The sequence below is a fragment of the Nannocystis bainbridge genome, assembly GCF_028368995.1.
GTDB lineage: Bacteria > Myxococcota_A > Polyangia > Nannocystales > Nannocystaceae > Nannocystis > Nannocystis bainbridge.
In genome coordinates this window covers 2,396,731-2,414,469 of sequence record NZ_JAQNDL010000001.1, presented here as the reverse complement: position 1 = coordinate 2,414,469, position 17,739 = coordinate 2,396,731, and the positions used below count along the sequence as shown (strand labels likewise).

Genomic DNA, 17,739 nt, shown 5'->3' with positions numbered 1-17,739 from the left:
ACGGCGGCCCGCAGCATAGTCGCTCACTGGCGGCGCAACCAGGCCAGGACTTGCGGCTCCAGGCCCGGCGCGTCGCCCATGCCGAGATCGAGGCCGGCGCGGAAGCCGACGTGGCCGCCGGGGACCCACCGCGCGCTGACGTGCTCGGGGAGGTCGTGGAGGTGGGGCGCGACCGTGGCCGCGGGGATCATCGGGTCGCCGTGCGCGGCGACGATGAGGGTGGGCAGCGCGAGGGCGCGCAGCCGCGGGCCGGCGCTCTCGCTGGCGTAGTAGTCGTCGACGCTGCAGAAGCCGTGGCGCGGCACGACCGCGAGGCGGTCCCACGCGCGGATGGTCTTTATCGTGTGGATCAGCGGCAGCGGCGTCGGCACCGGCCTGCGGGCGGCGACGGCGGCGTAGATCTCGCGCAGGCCGGCCAGCACGTGGCCGCGGTACAGGGCGGCGCGTGGGTGGTCGATCGCGGCGCAGCCGGCCGCCAGGTCGAGCGGGGCGCACACGCTGGCGACCGCCCGCACGCGCGGGTCGCTCGGTGTCATCGCCCAGCGCAAGGTCATGTGTCCGCCGAGCGAGAAGCCGATCACGTACACGCGGGCGTAGTCGGCGAGCGCAGGGCTCTGCAGCGCCGCGGTGAGGTCGTCGACGAGGCCCGCGTGATAGAAGTCCTCGCCGCTGCGGTCGGCGCCGCGGAGCGACAGGCGCAGGCTGTCGAGCCCGACCGCCGCGGCCGCCCGCGCCGCCTTGATGACGTACGAACTGTCGATCGCCCCGCCGAGCCCGTGGACCAGGACCACCAGCTCCTGCGCGCCGGGCAGGCGGGCGAGCGCCCCGGTGAGGCGCACCTCGCCGACCCGACGGTCCTGCAAGGTCGTGGACCACGGCGTCGCCGCCGGCGCCGCGTGGGGCAGCAGGCGGTGTCGCAGGTTGGGCCCGATCGTCCAGAAATGTCCGAGCATCGCGCCACGCCGCATAGCACGGGGACATAGGAGGATCCACACGGGCGCCGGACGGCGTGCCCGGAGGGTGCGACCGCCGGTCGCCGCGCCGTTGACCGCCCCGGCCTCGGCGGCTAGCGTCGCGCCCGTGACAAGCCCTGACCCTTCTGCCGGTCCTCCGCGGCCGGAGACGCAGTCGCGAGGCCTCAGCCTGCGCACCGTGATGATCGGCATCTTCGCGCTCGGCGGCCTGATGACCTGGCAGATGCACCGGGCCTACGTGCACGGCGAGCGCGTGGTCCAGGCGGTGTTCCCGGTGATGGAAGAGAAGGGCAAGTCGCTCGACGCCGAGGGCTGCATCGACGCCGTCATCGCCTGGCACAAGCAGTGCGACGCGACCGCGGTGATGTGCAACCACGGCGTCAAGCAGGCCATCTTCCACTGTCTCAAGAGCCAGGACCGCAAGGAGGGCTGCGCCAAGCTGCCCGCCAGCGAGAGCATGGACGGCAAGTGGGTGTTCCTCACCTGCAAGGAGCGCGGCACCCAGTGCAAGCGGACCAAGGACTGCGCCTGCGCCGACGCCTACCGCGCGTTCGACAGCTTCTGCCGCAACGAGGGCAAGGCGGTGCAACTGTGAGCCACGACACCGCCAGTCCTTCGGAACATGTCCCTTCGGACATCCCCGCGCCGAAGCGCAAGCGCCACACCCCGGGCCGCGACCTGTGGGAGCTGACCAAGCCCGGCGTCACCCGCATGTGCGCCATGACGGCCGCCGGCGCCGCCTGGCTGGCGCTGCAGTCGGACGACGCGCCGTTCCCGGCCGAGACCGTGGCCGACGGCTGGTGCTCGCCGGGCTTCGCCGCCGGGTTCGCCGGCGTGGTCGGGGCCAGCCTCGCGGTCGCGGCCGCCAGCGCCTTCAACATGTGGCTCGAGCGGGCGAGGGACCCGCTGATGGCCCGCACCAAGGACCGCCCGCTGGCCGCCCGCCGCATGTCCTCCGCGACCGGCCTCGGCTTCGCCGCCGCGCTGCTGCTGGCCTCGGTCGCGACCCTGTCGCTGTTCACCAACCCGCTGACCCTGCTGCTCACGCTGTGGGCCACCGTCGGCTACGTGCTGGTGTACACCCCGCTCAAGTACCGCACGCCGCTGGCGCTGCTGATCGGCGCGTTCCCGGGGGCCGCGCCGCCGCTGCTCGGCTGGACCGCGGTGACCGGCCGGCTCGACCTCGGCGGCATCGCCCTGTTCCTGATCCTGCTGGTGTGGCAGATGCCGCACTTCCTGGCGATCATGCTGTTCCGCCGCCAGGAGTACGCGCGCGCCGGCATCCGCTGCGTGTCCGTGGTCCGCGGCGAGTCGGCCGCGCGCGTGCAGGCGTTCTTGTGGTCGATGCTGCTGCTGCCGATCTCGATCCTGCCGAGCGTGATCGGCCTCACCGGTCCGCTCTACTGCGCGCTCGCCCTGCTGCTCAGCCTCGGCTTCCTCGGCTGGGCCTGCACCGGCCTGCGCGCCTTCGGCGACCGCGCCAGCGAGATGCGGTGGGCGCGGCAGTTCTTCTTCGCCTCGCTGATCTACCTGCCGGCGCTGATCGTGGGCCTCGTGCTCGACGTGGTGCTGCGATGAGCGACGGCCCCGAGCCCCGCGAGCCCGAGCTGCCTGGCATGGTCGAGGGCGGCTGGCTGCGCCGCAAGTTCATGCAGTACCCGTGGCACTTCGCCACCGTGGCCGGCTTCGTGCTGGTCACCGCCATGCGCCCGTGCACCCGCCACGTGCCCGAGCCGCCGCCGGTGCTGTCGCAGCTGCCGGCGTTCGAGCTGGTCGACCAGGACGGCCAGCCGTTCACGCCCGAGTCGATGCGCGGGCAGGTGTGGGTGGCCGGCCTGATCTTCACCTCGTGCCCGAGCACGTGCCCGAAGATCTCGCGGGCCATGCTGGGCCTGCAGGAGCGCTACGTCCAGCACGGCATCGACGCCGTCAAGCTGATCAGCTTCTCGGTCGACCCCGAGACCGACACGCCGGCGGTGCTCAAGACCTACGCCGGCCACCTCGGCGCCGACGAGAGCCGCTGGCGCTTCGTCACCGGGCCCTACGAGGCCATGGAGAAGCTCGTCGTCGGCGGGTTCGCCACCGCGATGGACAAGCGGACGGGGCCGTCGGGCATGATCGACATCGCGCACACCACCAAGCTCGTGCTCATCGACGGCGACGGCAACATCCGCGGCTACTACAGCAGCGACGACGAGCTGGGCCTCGACGAGGTGTTCCATCGCTCGCAGCACGTCCTCCGGGAGATGCGCCAGCGGTCCGGGGGCTGCAACCGGTCTCCGTGACGGTGTTCAATTCCGACTCATGACATTGAACATCAAATTCAACACGGCGATTGTGGTCGCTGGATTGCCGGTCCGGCGATTCCTCTTCGTCGCGTCCTGCCTGCTGCTGGCCTGCGAAGCGGGGCCTCCGCCGTTTGCCGAGGCGCAGCGGCTGGGCGGCGTCGACATCCCGGCCGAAACCCTCAATCACGGGCAGAAGCTCTTCAACCGCTACTGCGCCTCGTGTCACGGCTACGACGGCGGCGGCAACGGCCCGGCGGCGCGCAACCTCGAAGCACGGGACTTTCGGGCGGCGCACTTCCTTTATAAGTCGACACCGGGCGACGAACTGCCGACCGATGGCGACCTCGCCAATACCATCAAGCGCGGCAAGGTCGACAAGGGCATGCCTGCGTGGGGTGGTCTGCGCGACGACGACGTGCGCGCAGTGGTGAGTTACATCAAAACCTTCTCTCCGCGTTGGCGCGAGCAGGCCAGCGCGCCCGCAGCGACGGCGCCGTGAGCGACGAATCGCCGCTGTCCCGGTCTCGCGACGCAGACGCATACGGCGAGCCGAAAAGCCGCCTCAGCGGCCTTCGAGAGATCGCACTTCGGGTCTCTTGTGCCTCCGCACATGTCGCCCGGGCCGCGCCTCGGATCTGCGATTTGCGAACACCTGTACGCGCCGCAGCGCCGCGCTCGACCGCCCGGACTGAGACCCGCGGTCGCACCGGTCGGCGGCGCCGAGCCCGTCATTCACAATCCATACGAAATGCCGCGAAACTTGCCGGCGCATTCGACCTCGGGCCCGCTCACGACTGTTGCACTGGCGCCCGCGGTGCTGTTAGGGTGCGCCGCGAAACAAGGGTCCTGGTCGTTTCTCGCTGCTTTCATGTCGCGCCACGAACACGTCCCAGCACGGGGGGTCCCTGCGGCCTCCCTGGACCTTTTAAGAAGAGGGTGAACTGAAGTGCCGGCCATCTTTCCCCGCTGGACCAACAACATCCCGCTCGCCGTCGCTGTGCTCGGCCCCTTCGCGCTCGCCGGCCTCGTCGGCTTCGTCTGGTACTACTTCTCGCCGAAGTACACGGACGTCGGCTACCGCCCGATCCAGCCGGTGCCGTTCAGCCACAAGCTGCACGCGGGTGACATGGGCATGGACTGTCGCTACTGCCACAACACGGTCGAGCGCGCCGCCGTCGCGGCCGTGCCCCCGGCGGCGACCTGCATGAACTGCCACTCGCTGGTCAAGACCGACAGCCCGCGGCTCAAGCTCGTGCGCGACAGCTTCGAGACGGGCGAGACCATCCCGTGGGTGCGCGTCCACCAGCTGCCGGACTTCGCGTTCTTCGATCACCGCCCGCACCTCGCGGCGGGCGTCGGCTGCTCGTCCTGCCACGGTCGCATCGATCAGATGACGATCGTCGAGATGGACCAGCCGCTGTCGATGGGTTGGTGCCTCGAGTGTCACCGCAACCCGGAGCCGAACCTCCGGCCCGTCGATCAGATCACCAACATGGCGTGGGACCCCGCCACGGACGGCAAGGCGTACGACGCCGCCAAGGATCCGAAGCGCAAGCGCGACGTCAACCCGCCGGAGCATTGCTCGGGGTGCCACCGCTAACCCGCCGCCAGACAGGTTTTTCGCATGACCAAGTCCACCGACAACCTCAAGGCATACTGGCGCAGCCTCGCGGATCACGACGGCACGCTGGCCCCGCAGCACGACGAGTTCCCGGGCCTCAAGGACGCGAGCGCGCAGCAGAGCGGCGGCGGCACCAGCTTCGTGCCCGCGACCTCGCTGGCGCGGCGCAAGTTCATGGGCCTCGTCGGCGCCTCGACGGCGCTGGTCTCGGCCGGGTGCGTGCGCAAGCCGGTCGAGCACATCGTCCCGCTGAGCAAGCGGCCCGAGGACACCATCCCCGGCCAGGCGGTCTTCTACGCCACCGCGTACCAGGTCGGCGGCACCGTGCAGGGCCTGCTGGTCGAGTCGCAGGACGGGCGCCCGACCAAGGTCGAGGGTAACCCGCGCCACAGCGGCTCGCTCGGCGCGACCGACTCGTGGGCCCAGGCCAGCGTCATGGTCCTGTACGACCCGGCGCGCTCGCGGACCCCGCTGAAGCGCAACGGCGACGTGCAGGAGGCGACCGACTGGGACACCGCCACCGAGGAGCTCGGCGCGACCTTCAAGGCGCTGCGCGGCAAGGGCGGCCAGGGGCTCGCGGTCGTGCTGCCGACGGTGCTGTCGCCGTCGCTGCGTGAGGCCGTCAAGACCTTCACCACCAACTTCCCCAAGGCCAAGCTCTACAACGGCGACGTCGTCGGCTCGCAGAACGCCGACGCCGGCGCCGAGATGCTGTGTGGCGCGGGCACCCGCTTCACCTCGCACATCCAGGGCAAGGGCAGCGCGGGCGGCCAGGTCACCCCCGCCGGCACGCGCGTCATCTTCTCGGCCGACTCCGACTTCCTGTGCGGCGAGCAAGACAGCGTCCGCCTCCAGCGGGAGTTCGCCGCCGGCCGCGACGTCCACTCGCAGGACGACGCCGCCAGCATGAACCGGCTCTACGTCGTCGAGCCGCACTTCAGCATCACCGGCGCCCAGGCCGACCACCGCCTGCGCATGCGCGCCAGCCAGGTCGGCGCGGTCCTCGTCGCGCTGATGAACGAGATCAAGGGCAGCACCAAGGCGCCGAGCGGCGCCGAGGCGGTGCTGGGCAGCCTGCCGGCCGTCACCCTCACCGACGCCGAGCAGCAGTTCGTCAAGGTCCTGGCCAAGGACCTGCTGGCGGCCAAGGACGCCCGCGACGCGCACAGCCTCGTGATCGTCGGCGAGCGCCAGCCCGCGTGGGTCCACGCGCTCGGCCTGCTCATCAACGTCATGCTCGGCAACGTCGGCAGCAGCGTCCGCCTGCGCCACGACGACACCGCGGTGGTGGCCGAGCCGGTCACCGCGCTCGCGGCGGCGCTCGGCGCCGGCATCGACACCGTGCTGGTCGTCGAGTGCAACCCGGTCTACGAGACCCCGGGCGAGCTCGACCTGGCCGGCAAGCTCAAGGGCGTCACGCTCATCCACCACGGCCTCTACAACGACGAGACCGGCAAGCTGGCCGCGTGGCACCTGCCCGCGACCACCTACTTCGAGGCGTGGGGCGACCTCGAGGCGGCCGACGCCACCATCTCGATCGTCCAGCCGCTGATCGCTCCGCTCCACCAGAGCAAGAGCGCGCTCGAGCTGCTGTCCTGGATCGCCAGCGACGCTCAGGTCGACGGCTACAGCCTGGTCCAGGGCTACTGGCGGAAGGCCCTCGGCGCCATGTGGTCCGACAAGGTCTGGCGCCGCTGGCTGCACGACGGCGTCGTCCACGGCGTCCCGCGCTCGGGCCAGAACCCGATCCCGCGCGAGTACGCCAAGGTCGCCGAGGCGATCAAGGCGGCCGACTTCACCGCCAGCAAGTTCGAGATCAACTTCCACATCGACCCCAAGGTCGCCGATGGTCGGTTCGCCAACGTCGGGTGGCTGCAGGAGCTGCCGCACCCGATGACGAAGCTGACCTGGGACAACGCGGCCTACGTCAGCATCGACACCGCGCGCAAGCTCGGCGTCGAGAACTGCGACCTCGTGACCGTCAGCGTCGGCGGCCGCTCGATCCAGATCCCGATCTGGATCGCCCCGGGCCAGGCCGACGACACCGTCTCGCTCGCGCTCGGCTACGGCCGCGAGAACATCGGCCTCGCCGCCAACGGCTCGGGCATCGATGTCTACCCCCTGCAGTCGGCCGCCAACCTCTGGTTCGTCCAGGGCGGCGACGTCAGCAAGGCCGGCGGTCAGCGCAAGATCTACTCGACGCAGGACTGGGGCTCGCTGTCGCCAGCGATCGACACCGCGTCGACGCGCGACGACCACGACCCCAAGCTGCTGAATCCGGGCCGCGGCTACCCCGAGCGCCCGATCGTGCGCGAGACCACCGTCGACCACTTCAAGGCCACCGGCCGCGAGTTCGCCATCAAGGGCGACCTCATGGCGGCCGACAAGCTGGTCTCGCTGTGGGATCACAACACCCACCCCGACTTCGGCGCGCCGGCGATGGTCGGCAAGCAGCAGTGGGGCATGGTCATCGACCTCAACAAGTGCAACGGCTGCAGCGCCTGCGTCGTCGCCTGTCAGGCCGAGAACAACATCCCGGTCGTCGGCCGGGCCCAGGTCGCCAACGGCCGCGAGATGCACTGGATCCGCCTGGACCGCTACTACAGCGGCGCCAAGGAGGACCCGGCCGCGGTCGTCCAGCCGATGCTGTGCCAGCACTGTGAGACCGCCCCGTGCGAGAACGTGTGCCCGGTGGCCGCCACCGCGCACAGCCCCGAGGGCCTGAACGACATGGCGTACAACCGCTGCATCGGCACGCGGTACTGCGCCAACAACTGCCCGTACAAGGTCCGGCGGTTCAACTTCTTCAACTTCAACCGCGACCCGATCAACAGCGACGACGAGAAGTTGCTGTGGATGCAGAAGAACCCGGACGTCACGGTGCGCTTCCGCGGCGTCATCGAGAAGTGCTCGTACTGCGTCCAGCGGATCCAAGAGGCCAAGATCCAGGCCCACACCGCGGGCGAGGACACCGTCAAGGACGGCGTCATCGTCATGGCGTGCGAGCAGTCGTGTGCCTCGCAGGCCATCGTGTTCGGCGATGTCGCCGACCCGACCACTCGGGTCTCGCAGCTCCGCGCCAACATCCGGCACTACGGCGTCCTCTCCGACCTCAACACGCGGCCGCGCACCACCTATCTCGGCCGGATCCGCAACCCCAACACCGAGCTCGCTCCGTCCGCTCCGGCGCCGGCCGCCGCGCCCGCTGCTGCCGCACCCCACGGTGCTGCCGCCGAGCACAAGGCCGACCACGCCCCGGCGCACTAAGCCCAGGTGACGCACATGGCTCAGTACAAAGACGAACTCGACCCGATCACCGGCCGCATGGAACTCGTCGAGGGTGACCACGTCACCTTCCACGACGTGACGGAGGCCGTCGCGCGGCCGATCGAGGTCCCCAGCAGCCGCTGGTGGATCGCGTTCATCCCGTCGGTGATGTTGCTCGGCGTGTACCTCATCTCGATCGCTTACCTGCTCTACATGGGCACCGGCATCTGGGGCCTCAACAACCCGGTGGCGTGGGGTTGGGCGATCGTCAACTTCGTGTTCTGGGTCGGCATCGGCCACGCCGGGACGCTCATCTCGGCGGTTCTGTTCCTGTTCCGCCAGAAGTGGCGCACGTCGATCAACCGCGCCGCGGAGGCGATGACGATCTTCGCCGTCATCTGCGCGCTGCAGTTCCCGACGTTCCACACCGGTCGCCCCTGGTTCATCTACTGGCCGCTGCCGCTGCCGAACCAGATGGAGATGTGGCCGAACTTCCGCAGCCCGCTCCTCTGGGACGTGTTCGCGGTCTCGACCTACTTCACGGTCTCGCTGCTGTTCTGGTACGTCGGCCTCATCCCCGACCTGGCGACGATGCGCGACCGGGCCAAGACGCCGATCCGGCGCTTCGCCTACGGGCTGTTCTCGCTCGGCTGGCGCGGGTCCACGCGCCACTGGCTCAACTACGAGAAGGCCTACATGATCCTCGCCGGTCTGAGCACCCCGCTGGTGCTCTCCGTGCACACGATCGTGTCCTTCGACTTCGCCGCCTCGCAGCTGCCCGGCTGGCACACCACGATCTTCCCGCCCTACTTCGTCGCCGGCGCCATCTTCTCCGGCTTCGCGATGGTGCTCACCCTGCTGCTGCCGGTTCGGGCCTGGTTCAAGCTCGAGCACATCATCACGGTCAAGCACCTCGAGAACATGGCGAAGATCATCCTGCTGACGGGCACGATGGTCGGCTACGCGTACGCGATGGAGTTCTTCATCGCCTGGTACTCGGGCAACCCGTACGAGAGCTTCGCGTTCCAGAACCGCCTGTTCGGTGACTACTGGTGGGCCTACTGGATCATGGTCAGCTGCAACGTCATCTCGCCGCAGTTCTTCTGGTTCAAGCGGATCCGGCGCTCGGTGGTGTGGCTGTTCATCCTCTCGATCTTCGTCAACATCGGCATGTGGTTCGAGCGCTTCGTCATCACGGTGACCTCGCTCCACCGCGACTTCCTGCCGTCGAGCTGGGACTACTACTCGCCGACGGTGTGGGACGTGTCGACCCTGGTCGGCAGCTTCGGCCTCTTCTTCACCCTGTTCTGCCTGTTCGTCCGCTACCTCCCGACCGTCGCCATCGGCGAGGTCAAGAGCGTGATGGCGATCGCAAACCCGCACTACCACGGTGATTCGCACGGTGATTCGCACGGGGAGCAGCACTAGCCATGAGTAAGCCCATCAAGAAGAAGACCTACGGCTTGCTCGCCGAGTACGACACGGCCCGCGCCGTCTACCACGCGTGCGAGCAGGTCCGGGACGCCGGCTACAAGGTGTGGGACTCGCACACGCCGTTCGCGGTGCACAACCTCGACAAGGCCATGGGCCTCGGTCCCAGCGTGCTGCCGTGGATCGTGTTCGCCATGGGCATGACCGGCGCCTCGCTGGCGATGCTGCTGCAGTGGTGGACCTCGACGGTCGACTACCCGATCATCATCGCCGGCAAGCCGTACTTCAGCTGGCAGGCCTTCGTGCCGGTGACGTTCGAGCTCGGCGTGCTGTTCGCGTCGTTCGGCGCGGTGTTCGGCATGCTGGGCTTGAACCGGCTGCCCATGTGGTACCACTCGCTGTTCAACAGCGAGCGGTTCCTGCGCCACACGGACGACAAGTTCTTCATCGCCATCGAGGCGCGCGACCCCAAGTACGACCCGCAGAAGACCCGCGAGCTGCTCGAGCGCACCGGCGCCTTGCACATCGAGGAGGTCGAGGACTGACATGGCACGCACGAACCAGATCCAGGCCATCGCCCTCTGCCTCGGTACGCTCGGCGCCCTCGCGGGCTGTCAGGGCAACCGGTCCGAGCTGCCCCCGGTCCACCTGATCAACCAGATGGACTTCCAGCAGCGCTTCGACGCCCAGGAGGTCAACGAGTTCTTCCAGACCGTCGACTGCGCCAAGGCCCACAACCCGAACCAGTGCGAGGGTAGGGCGGCGCGCCTGCCGTTGGCCGGCACCGTGGCCGTCGGGCAGCTGCACGACGACGACGAGCTGTACCGCGGCCGCGGCCCTGACGGCCGCCTGCTCGACCGTCTCCCGGCGGCGATCAAGCTCAGCACCGAGCTGATGGCCCGCGGCGAGGAGCGCTACAACATCTACTGCCAGCCCTGCCACGACTACACGGGCGGCGGCCAGGGCGTGGCGACTCAGCGCGGCGGCGGCTTCAGCGTCGCTCCGAAGAACCTCAACGACCCGCAGATCCGGGCCATGCCGCTCGGCCACTTCTTCGACGTCATCACCAACGGCAAGGGCACGATGATGCCGTACGCCGCCCAGATCCCGGCGCAAGACCGCTGGGCGATCTCGGTGTGGGTCCGCACGCTGCAGGTCGCGCGCACGCCCGAGGAGGCCAAGTAGCCATGAGCCACGCTCACGACAAGCCGTTCGTCATCCCGGCCGATCAGGTCCACATCCCGGCCGGCTCGATGTGGCGCAAGATGCCGATCATCGGCCTCCTGATCGGGGCCGCCGGCATCGGCGGCGCCTGGGCGACCTCGCACGGCGACAGCCACGCGTTCTGGTACGCCTACCTGGTCGCCTACATGGTCTGTCTGGCCATCGGCCTCGGCGGTCTGTTCTTCGTCATCGTCCAGCACCTGGTCCGCGCCGGCTGGTCGATCGCGGTCCGCCGGATCGCCGAGAACGCCATGATCACCCTGCCGGTGATGTGCCTCCTCGGCCTGCCGATCATCTTCCTCGGCGCCCACGACCTCTATCACTGGACGGACGTCGCCGCGGTCGAGCATGACTTCATGCTCAACGCGAAGAAGGGCTACCTCAACGAGACGTCCTTCCTGTACCGCATGATCACGTACTTCGTGGTCTGGACGGGCCTCTCGGCGTTCTTCTACGGCAAGAGCACCGGCTCCGACGGCAACCCCGAGGCCGGCATGCGCGCCGCGCACTCGATGCGGTTCTGGGCCGCGCCGGCGCTGTTCCTGTTCGCGCTGTCGCTGACCTTCGCGGCGTTCGACCTGCTGATGTCGCTCGACCCGCACTGGTTCTCGACCATGTTCGGCGTCTACTACTTCGCCGGCAGCGCCCTCTCGATCTTCGCGTTCATCACGCTGACGATCATCCTGCTGCACAAGTCGGGCTACCTGCGCGGCGTCGTCACGACCGAGCACTTCCACGACCTCGGCAAGTTCCTGTTCGGCTTCACGGTGTTCTACACGTACATCGCGTTCAGCCAGTACTTCCTGATCTGGTACGCGAACATCCCGGAAGAGACGATGTGGTTCGGTTACCGCATCGCCGACGACTTCCTGCCGCTGACCTTCCTGCTCGCCGGCGGCCGCTTCTTCATCCCGTTCTTCTTCCTGCTGCCCCGCGGTTCCAAGCGCAACGCCTTGCCGTTGACGCTGGCCGCGGTGTGGATCCTGTTCATGGAGGTCGTCGACATGTACTGGCTGGTCCAGCCGGTCCTGGCGCACCACCACGCCCAGGAGAGCACGGACCACGTGATGCACCTGCACATCGGCCCGGTCGATTTCCTGGCGCTGCTCGGCGTGGCTGGCGTGTTCATCGCCGGCTTCACCTGGGCGCTCGGCCGCAAGGCCCTGGTCCCGACCGGTGACCCGCGGATCGCGGAGTCGATCCAGTTCGAGAACTTCTGAGCGGAGCGGAGGCAGTCATGACCGAGCATCACCACGACTCCACTTCACACGGCCCCGGCCACGGCCACGGCGGCGGCCACGAGCTCGACGCGCCGCCGACGCGCGAGCTGTTCAACATCATCTGGGGCCTCGGCGCGCTGACGCTGCTGTCGCTGGTCACCTGCGTGCAGCTGTTCAACGACCAGGCCCGCGACCTCACCGCCGAGCGCGGCAAAGAGGGCTCGAGCCTGCTCGCCAAGTACCGGGCGGACATGGACGCGCGGACCCGCGGCGCCGGCGAGGACGTGCTGACCGACGCCAACGGCAAGGTCGCCGCTCGCTACAACTACATCCCGCTGGCTTCGGCGCGCGACCTGATCCTCGCCAAGCCGGAGAAGATCGGCGCCTTCGCGGCGCCGGCCGGGTGGGTCCATCCCGACGACGTCGCCGCGGGCGGGCAGAAGGCCGCCGCGCCGACGGGCACGCCGCCCGCCGGTGAGCCGGCCGACGGCACCGCGCCCGCGGTCCCGGGCGCCGAGGGTGCCGCGGCTCCGGCCGACGGCACCGCGCCGGCCGAGGGCACCGCGCCGGCCGGGGGCACCGCGCCTGCGGGCGCGCCGGCCGAGGGCGCTGCCGCTGCTGCGCCGGCTGACGGCGCCGCCAAGCCGGCCGAGGGCGCCCCCGCCAACTTGCCCCCGGGCACCAAGGACGAGGCCATGCCGATCAACGCCGACAAGGGCCAGTCCGAGAGCAGCAAGCCTGCGCCCGGCGGCACCGTCGAGCCGGTCGGCGCCAAGAGCGACCCGGGCAAGACCACGCCCGCGCCGGCGCCTGCCCACTGAGTCGTCGAGTCGTCGCCATGTCTTGCCGGATCTCCGCAGCATGTCTCGCCGCCGCGCTGGCCCTCGGGTCGGCCGCGGTCGTGCGCGCTGCGCCCGGTGAGGCGCGCGAGGCGGGCAGCAACCAGATGCTGGCGCCGGCGATGACGGCGATCGACGTCGACGAGCACCTCGGCCTCGACGTCGACCGCGGCCTCGCGTTCGTCGACCACACCGGCAAGCGGGTCACGCTCGGGGACTACCTCGACGGCAAGCGGCCGGTGCTGGTGACGATGAACTACTTCCGCTGTCCGGTGCTTTGCAACGTCCAGCTCAACGAGCTGACCGACGCGCTGCACAAGCTCGACTGGACGCCGGGGGACGAGCACTTCCGGGTGGTCACCGTCAGCATCGACCCGCGCGAGACGCCGGAGCTGGCCGCACCGAAGCGGCAGAACCACCTGAACTCGCTGAACCGGGGCGATGACGCCGACTGGGCCTTCCTCACCGGCGACGCTCTGAACGTCCGCCTGCTCGCGGCCCAGCTCGGGATTTCGTACACGTACGACCCGGAGCAGGACCAGTACGCGCACCCGGCGGTGATCGCGTTCCTGTCCCCCGAGGGCAAGATCGCCCGCTACGTCTACGGCCTGTCGTACAACCCCAGCGACCTGAAGTTCGGCCTCATCGAGGCGAGCGAGGGTCGCGTCGGGACCACCATCGACCGGCTCATCCTCAGTTGCTTTCACTACGATGCGACCCTCGGTCGCTACGGCCCGTTTGCGTTCGGTCTCATGCGCATCGCGGGCGCCGTGACTGTGTTATTGATCGGAACAACCCTGCTCGTGTACTGGCGGCGCGAACGCCGGGCCACGACCTGACAGGGTCCTGCGGAGGTAACCCCGTGCTCTTCTCGCTCTTGATCGCCCCTGCCGCCGCGGAAGCAGCGTTGCCGCCCTCGAACCCGGGCACGCCGCCGATGTCGGACTCCCCGTGGAGCCTCTTGCCGGCGGCCTCGGCCAACGCCGAGGCGCTCGACACGCTCTACATCTTCTTCTGGATCCTCTGCGGCGTCGCCTTCGTCGGCATGATCGGGGTCCAGGCGTACTTCATGTGGAAGTACAAGAAGCCCGCCCATGGCCACGCCAAGACCTCGCCGCTGACCCACAACGGCAAGCTCGAGTTCATCTGGAGCGCCATCCCGACGGTCTTCTTCGTCATCCTGTTCATCTGGGGCGAGGTCGAATACATGAAGCAGGTGACCCCGCCGCCGGACGCGATGGACGTGCGGGTGACGGGTCAGAAGTGGTCGTGGACGATCGAGTACCCCGAGGTGAAGGGCTGTTCGCTGACGAACGACCTGTACGTCCCGGTCGGCCAGCCGATGCGCCTGACCATGACCTCGGTCGACGTCATCCACTCGTTCTACCTGCCGGCGTTCCGCCTGAAGAAGGACGTGGTCCCCGGGCGCTACACGGTGCTCTGGTTCGAGGCGACCAAGGCGGGCCTGTACCCGCTGATGTGCACCGAGTACTGCGGTGACGAGCACTCGAGCATGGTCGGCCGCGTCCACGTGGTCCCGCAGGAGGAGTACCAGGCGGTGCTCGCCAAGGCCTGCGAGCTCAAGCAGGGCGACGCCGAGACGGCCGAGGACTTCGGCGCCCGCGTCGTCACCCGTGGCGGCTGCGCGAGCTGCCACACCACCGACGGCACGGTCAAGACCGGCCCGAGCTTCAAGGGTCTGTTCGGCAAGACCGAGACCCTGGCCGACGGCAGCACGATCACCGTCGACGAGAACTACATCCGCGAGTCGATCCTCGAGCCCAACGCCAAGATCGTGTCCGGCTTCAGCCCGCAGATGCCCAGCTTCGCCGGGCGCTTCGACGACAAGCAGATCGCCGCGCTCATCGCCTACATCAAGGCCCAGAAGTAACGCGTCGCCCGCGGCACTCCACGGAGTTTCCCATGTCCACTGCTGTCCAGTCGCAAGACCCACACCCCGCCGTCGAGCCGAGCTACTTGGTCTCGAAGCGGGGCCTGATGTCCTGGCTCGTCACCGTCGACCACAAGCGGCTCGGCCTGATGTACCTGGCGTCGGTCATGTTCTTCTTCCTGATCGCCGGCATCCTGGCGATCGTCCTGCGCACCGAGCTGTTCACGCCGGACCAGGACTTCATGAGCGCCCAGACCTACAACCAGGTCTTCACGCTGCACGGCGCGATCATGGTGTTCCTGTTCATCATCCCGAGCGTACCGGCGGCGCTGGGGAACTTCCTGCTGCCGCTGATGCTCGGCGCCAAGGACGTGGCGTTCCCGCGGCTCAACCTGCTGAGCTTCTACGTCTACTCGGTCGCGGCGGTGTTCCTGATCGTCGCCATCCTGACGAGCGGTCTCGACACGGGGTGGACGTTCTACACGCCGTATTCGACGAGTACGGGGACAGCGGTGATCACCGCGACGGCAGGCGTGTTCATCGCCGGCTTCTCGTCGATCCTCACCGGCCTGAACTTCGTCGTCACCGTGCACAAGATGCGCGCGCCGGGCATGAACTGGAACCGGATGCCGCTGTTCGTGTGGGCGATCTACTCGACCGCGGTCATCCAGGTGCTGGCGACGCCGGTGCTGGCGATCACGCTGCTGCTGCTCATCGTCGAGCGGTCGCTCGGGATCGGCATCTTCGACCCGGCGATGGGCGGCGACCCGGTGCTGTTCCAGCACTTCTTCTGGTTCTACAGCCACCCGGCTGTCTACATCATGATCCTCCCGGGCTTCGGCATCATCTCGGAGATCATCACGGTCCACAGCCGCAAGCACATCTTCGGCTACAAGGCCATCGCGCTGTCCTCGGTCGCCATCGCCGTCATCTCGTTCGTCGTGTGGGGCCACCACCTGTTCGTCTCGGGTCAGTCCGAGCTGGCGGGCGTGCTGTTCAGCTTCCTGACCTTCGCCGTCGGCGTGCCGACCGCCATCAAGGTGTTCTCCTGGGTTGCGACGCTGTACGGCGGCAGCATCCAGTACAACACCGCCTGCTGGTACGGCATGGCGTTCCTGTGGACCTTCACGGTCGGCGGCCTGACCGGCCTGCCGCTGTCGACCCTGGCCATCGACGTCCACCTCCACGACACCTACTTCGTGGTCGCGCACTTCCACTACGTCATGGTCGGCGGCACCGTCGTCGCCTTCATCGGCGGCCTCCATCACTGGTGGCCGAAGATGACCGGCCGGATGTTCAACGAGACCGCCGGCAAGTGGGGCTGCCTCCTGGTGTTCGTCGGCTTCAACGTCACCTTCATGACCCAGTTCTTCCTGGGCCACCAGGGCATGCCGCGGCGCTACTACGCCTACCTGCCCGAGTACCAGGTGATGCATCAGGTCTCGACGATCGGCTCGTACATCCTCGCGCTCGGCCTGCTGTGGACCCTCATCTACCTGCTCCACTCGCTGTGGAAGGGTGACAAGGCCCCGTCCAACCCGTGGGGCGCCGTGACCCTCGAGTGGCAGACCCAGAGCCCGCCGATCGAGCACAACTTCCACGAGACCCCGCACATCCATGGCAGCCCCTACGACTTCCCCGAGATCGACAAGTCGGCCGGCGCCCTCCATCACTGAGAGCCTCTCCACGCTGAGTTTTCACCGGGGTACGAAGCCATGAGCAACGATCACGCCCACGCGCCCGCCCACGTCGACGACGACGAGCACAACCCGCACCTGGCCCACCACTTCGACACGATGGGCCAGCAGACGGCCTCGGCGAAGCTCGGGATGTGGCTCTTCCTGGCCACCGAGATCCTGATGTTCTCGGGCCTGTTCCTCGCCTACTTCATCCTCCGGATGTTCTACCCGGAGATGGTGCTCGAGGCGCACGAGCACCTCAGCAAGTGGGCCGGCGGCATCAACACCGTGGTCCTGCTGTCCTCGTCGTACACGATGGCCCTCGGTGTCCGCTCGATCCAGCTCGGCGACGCCAAGAAGCTGCGCCTGATGCTCGTGCTGACCATGCTGTGCGGCTGCATCTTCATGGTGGTCAAGTACTTCGAGTACAGCGCCAAGTTCGAGCACGGCATGCTGCCGGGCAAGTTCTACTCGGCGCACCTCCACGGCTACGAGATCGAGGGCCTGCCGCACATCTTCTTCGGCGTCTACTTCCTGATGACCGGCCTCCACGGCGTGCACGTCGTGATCGGCCTCGCCATCATGTTGTGGATGTTCATCCGCGCCGGACGCGGCGAGTTCAGCGCCAAGAACTACGTGGCGATCGAGAACACCGGCCTTTACTGGCACCTCGTCGACCTGGTCTGGATCTTCCTCTTCCCGCTCCTCTACCTGGTCAAGTGACCCTCGCCCGGAGTTGATTGTCATGGCAAAGGTCTTTCTCAACGGTCAGCCGGTCGAGCACCCGCACGAGGTCCACGAGCACATCTCGCCGATGAGCACGTACAACGGCGTCATCGGCGCCCTGTTCGTCCTCACCGGCCTGACCTTCGCGGTCTCGTTCGCCGACCTCGGCCCCGCCAGCCTCACGGTGGCGATGGTCGTCGCCTTCGTGAAGGCGACGCTGGTGGTCGCCTACTTCATGCACCTGAAGTACGACGACAAGTTCCACCTGTTCGTCTTCCTCGGCACCATCATCTTCGTCGGCATCTTCTTCGGCTTCACGATGTTCGACCTCAAGAGCCGTGACGCCCTCAACGACGAGCAGGAGACGTTCGTCCGTTGGAAGGAGCAGACGAACGAGGGCAAGGGCCTCCCGGTCGGCGTCGACAACGTGCCCGAGCGGCGCGCCAAGATCCTCGCCGAGATCGAAGCCCACGGCGGCGGTCATGGTGGCGGCGAGCACAGCGCTGGTCACGGTGGCGGCGAGCACAAGGCCGAGGCCAAGGCCGAGCACAAGGCCGCAGCGCACTGAGCCGGATCACG

General features: G+C 68.3%; 17 protein-coding genes. 16 read left to right on the top strand and 1 reads right to left on the bottom strand.

Going from position 1 to position 17,739, the window contains the following annotated elements; genetic code table 11:
* Positions 1 to 23: 23 nt before the first annotated feature.
* Complete coding sequence (locus tag POL25_RS09455; RefSeq protein ID WP_272085603.1) at positions 24 to 953, bottom strand: alpha/beta fold hydrolase; 930 nt, start codon at positions 951 to 953, stop codon at positions 24 to 26.
* Positions 954 to 1,080: 127 nt separating this feature from the next.
* On the opposite strand from POL25_RS09455, the gene POL25_RS09450 reads away from it, so the two are divergent.
* The 16 genes from POL25_RS09450 to POL25_RS09375 all read left to right on the top strand — a co-directional run bounded on the left by POL25_RS09450 (position 1,081) and on the right by POL25_RS09375 (position 17,728).
* Positions 1,081 to 1,569 (top strand): hypothetical protein, encoded by a 489-nt coding sequence (locus tag POL25_RS09450; RefSeq protein ID WP_272085602.1) that lies wholly within the window; start codon positions 1,081 to 1,083, stop codon positions 1,567 to 1,569.
* Positions 1,566 to 2,552: a heme o synthase gene (gene cyoE, locus POL25_RS09445; RefSeq protein ID WP_272085601.1), complete on the top strand. Its 987-nt coding sequence runs from the start codon at positions 1,566 to 1,568 to the stop codon at positions 2,550 to 2,552. Before POL25_RS09450 ends, cyoE begins: the two co-directional genes overlap by 4 nt.
* The gene (locus tag POL25_RS09440) at positions 2,549 to 3,259 is read left to right on the top strand and encodes an SCO family protein (RefSeq protein ID WP_272085600.1); all 711 of its coding nucleotides are present in this window, start codon (positions 2,549 to 2,551) and stop codon (positions 3,257 to 3,259) included. The genes cyoE and POL25_RS09440 overlap by 4 nt, the downstream gene beginning before the upstream one ends.
* 19 nt (positions 3,260 to 3,278) lie before the next feature.
* Positions 3,279 to 3,761, top strand: a complete 483-nt coding sequence (locus POL25_RS09435; RefSeq protein WP_272085599.1) for a c-type cytochrome — start codon at positions 3,279 to 3,281, stop codon at positions 3,759 to 3,761.
* Between the two features lie 447 nt (positions 3,762 to 4,208).
* Positions 4,209 to 4,862, top strand: a complete 654-nt coding sequence (locus tag POL25_RS44190; protein ID WP_272085598.1) for a cytochrome c3 family protein — start codon at positions 4,209 to 4,211, stop codon at positions 4,860 to 4,862.
* A gap of 24 nt (positions 4,863 to 4,886) precedes the next feature.
* Positions 4,887 to 8,150, top strand: coding sequence for a Fe-S-cluster-containing hydrogenase (locus tag POL25_RS09425; protein ID WP_272085597.1), 3,264 nt, complete (start codon positions 4,887 to 4,889; stop codon positions 8,148 to 8,150).
* Positions 8,151 to 8,165: 15 nt separating this feature from the next.
* A complete protein-coding gene (gene nrfD, locus POL25_RS09420) occupies positions 8,166 to 9,578 on the top strand; it encodes an NrfD/PsrC family molybdoenzyme membrane anchor subunit (protein ID WP_276593720.1) in 1,413 nt (470 codons plus the stop codon).
* A 2-nt stretch (positions 9,579 to 9,580) separates the two neighbouring features.
* Positions 9,581 to 10,126: a DUF3341 domain-containing protein gene (locus POL25_RS09415; protein WP_272085596.1), complete on the top strand. Its 546-nt coding sequence runs from the start codon at positions 9,581 to 9,583 to the stop codon at positions 10,124 to 10,126.
* Between the two features lies 1 nt (position 10,127).
* Positions 10,128 to 10,766 (top strand): c-type cytochrome, encoded by a 639-nt coding sequence (locus tag POL25_RS09410; protein ID WP_272085595.1) that lies wholly within the window; start codon positions 10,128 to 10,130, stop codon positions 10,764 to 10,766.
* Positions 10,767 to 10,768: 2 nt separating this feature from the next.
* Positions 10,769 to 12,025, top strand: a complete 1,257-nt coding sequence (locus tag POL25_RS09405; RefSeq protein ID WP_272085594.1) for a hypothetical protein — start codon at positions 10,769 to 10,771, stop codon at positions 12,023 to 12,025.
* 17 nt (positions 12,026 to 12,042) lie between these two features.
* Positions 12,043 to 12,846 carry a hypothetical protein gene (locus POL25_RS09400; protein WP_272085593.1) on the top strand — a complete coding sequence of 268 codons (804 nt, stop codon included), beginning with the start codon at positions 12,043 to 12,045 and terminating at the stop codon, positions 12,844 to 12,846.
* A gap of 17 nt (positions 12,847 to 12,863) precedes the next feature.
* On the top strand, positions 12,864 to 13,703 hold the full coding sequence (locus POL25_RS09395) for an SCO family protein (RefSeq protein WP_272085592.1): 840 nt from the start codon (positions 12,864 to 12,866) through the stop codon (positions 13,701 to 13,703).
* A 23-nt stretch (positions 13,704 to 13,726) separates the two neighbouring features.
* A complete protein-coding gene (gene coxB / locus POL25_RS09390) occupies positions 13,727 to 14,755 on the top strand; it encodes a cytochrome c oxidase subunit II (protein WP_272085591.1) in 1,029 nt (342 codons plus the stop codon).
* A 32-nt stretch (positions 14,756 to 14,787) separates the two neighbouring features.
* On the top strand, positions 14,788 to 16,431 hold the full coding sequence (gene ctaD / locus POL25_RS09385) for a cytochrome c oxidase subunit I (protein WP_272085590.1): 1,644 nt from the start codon (positions 14,788 to 14,790) through the stop codon (positions 16,429 to 16,431).
* 39 nt (positions 16,432 to 16,470) lie between these two features.
* Positions 16,471 to 17,157, top strand: a complete 687-nt coding sequence (locus tag POL25_RS09380; protein ID WP_272085589.1) for a cytochrome c oxidase subunit 3 family protein — start codon at positions 16,471 to 16,473, stop codon at positions 17,155 to 17,157.
* 22 nt (positions 17,158 to 17,179) lie between these two features.
* Positions 17,180 to 17,728 (top strand): cytochrome C oxidase subunit IV family protein, encoded by a 549-nt coding sequence (locus POL25_RS09375; RefSeq protein ID WP_272085588.1) that lies wholly within the window; start codon positions 17,180 to 17,182, stop codon positions 17,726 to 17,728.
* Positions 17,729 to 17,739: the final 11 nt, after the last annotated feature.

Excerpts from the sequence above, each read along its gene's own strand:
- nrfD (WP_276593720.1), top strand. The coding sequence starts at position 8,166 with ATGGCTCAGTACAAAGACGAACTCGACCCGATCACCGGCCGCATGGAA.
- POL25_RS09435 (WP_272085599.1), top strand. The coding sequence starts at position 3,279 with ATGACATTGAACATCAAATTCAACACGGCGATTGTGGTCGCTGGATTG.
- ctaD (WP_272085590.1), top strand. The coding sequence starts at position 14,788 with ATGTCCACTGCTGTCCAGTCGCAAGACCCACACCCCGCCGTCGAGCCG.
- POL25_RS09405 (WP_272085594.1), top strand. The coding sequence starts at position 10,769 with ATGAGCCACGCTCACGACAAGCCGTTCGTCATCCCGGCCGATCAGGTC.
- POL25_RS09410 (WP_272085595.1), top strand. The coding sequence starts at position 10,128 with ATGGCACGCACGAACCAGATCCAGGCCATCGCCCTCTGCCTCGGTACG.
- POL25_RS09395 (WP_272085592.1), top strand. The coding sequence starts at position 12,864 with ATGTCTTGCCGGATCTCCGCAGCATGTCTCGCCGCCGCGCTGGCCCTC.
- POL25_RS09375 (WP_272085588.1), top strand. The coding sequence starts at position 17,180 with ATGGCAAAGGTCTTTCTCAACGGTCAGCCGGTCGAGCACCCGCACGAG.
- POL25_RS09425 (WP_272085597.1), top strand. The coding sequence starts at position 4,887 with ATGACCAAGTCCACCGACAACCTCAAGGCATACTGGCGCAGCCTCGCG.
- POL25_RS09440 (WP_272085600.1), top strand. The coding sequence starts at position 2,549 with ATGAGCGACGGCCCCGAGCCCCGCGAGCCCGAGCTGCCTGGCATGGTC.
- POL25_RS09380 (WP_272085589.1), top strand. The coding sequence starts at position 16,471 with ATGAGCAACGATCACGCCCACGCGCCCGCCCACGTCGACGACGACGAG.
- POL25_RS09455 (WP_272085603.1), bottom strand. The coding sequence starts at position 953 with ATGCTCGGACATTTCTGGACGATCGGGCCCAACCTGCGACACCGCCTG.
- POL25_RS09400 (WP_272085593.1), top strand. The coding sequence starts at position 12,043 with ATGACCGAGCATCACCACGACTCCACTTCACACGGCCCCGGCCACGGC.
- POL25_RS09415 (WP_272085596.1), top strand. The coding sequence starts at position 9,581 with ATGAGTAAGCCCATCAAGAAGAAGACCTACGGCTTGCTCGCCGAGTAC.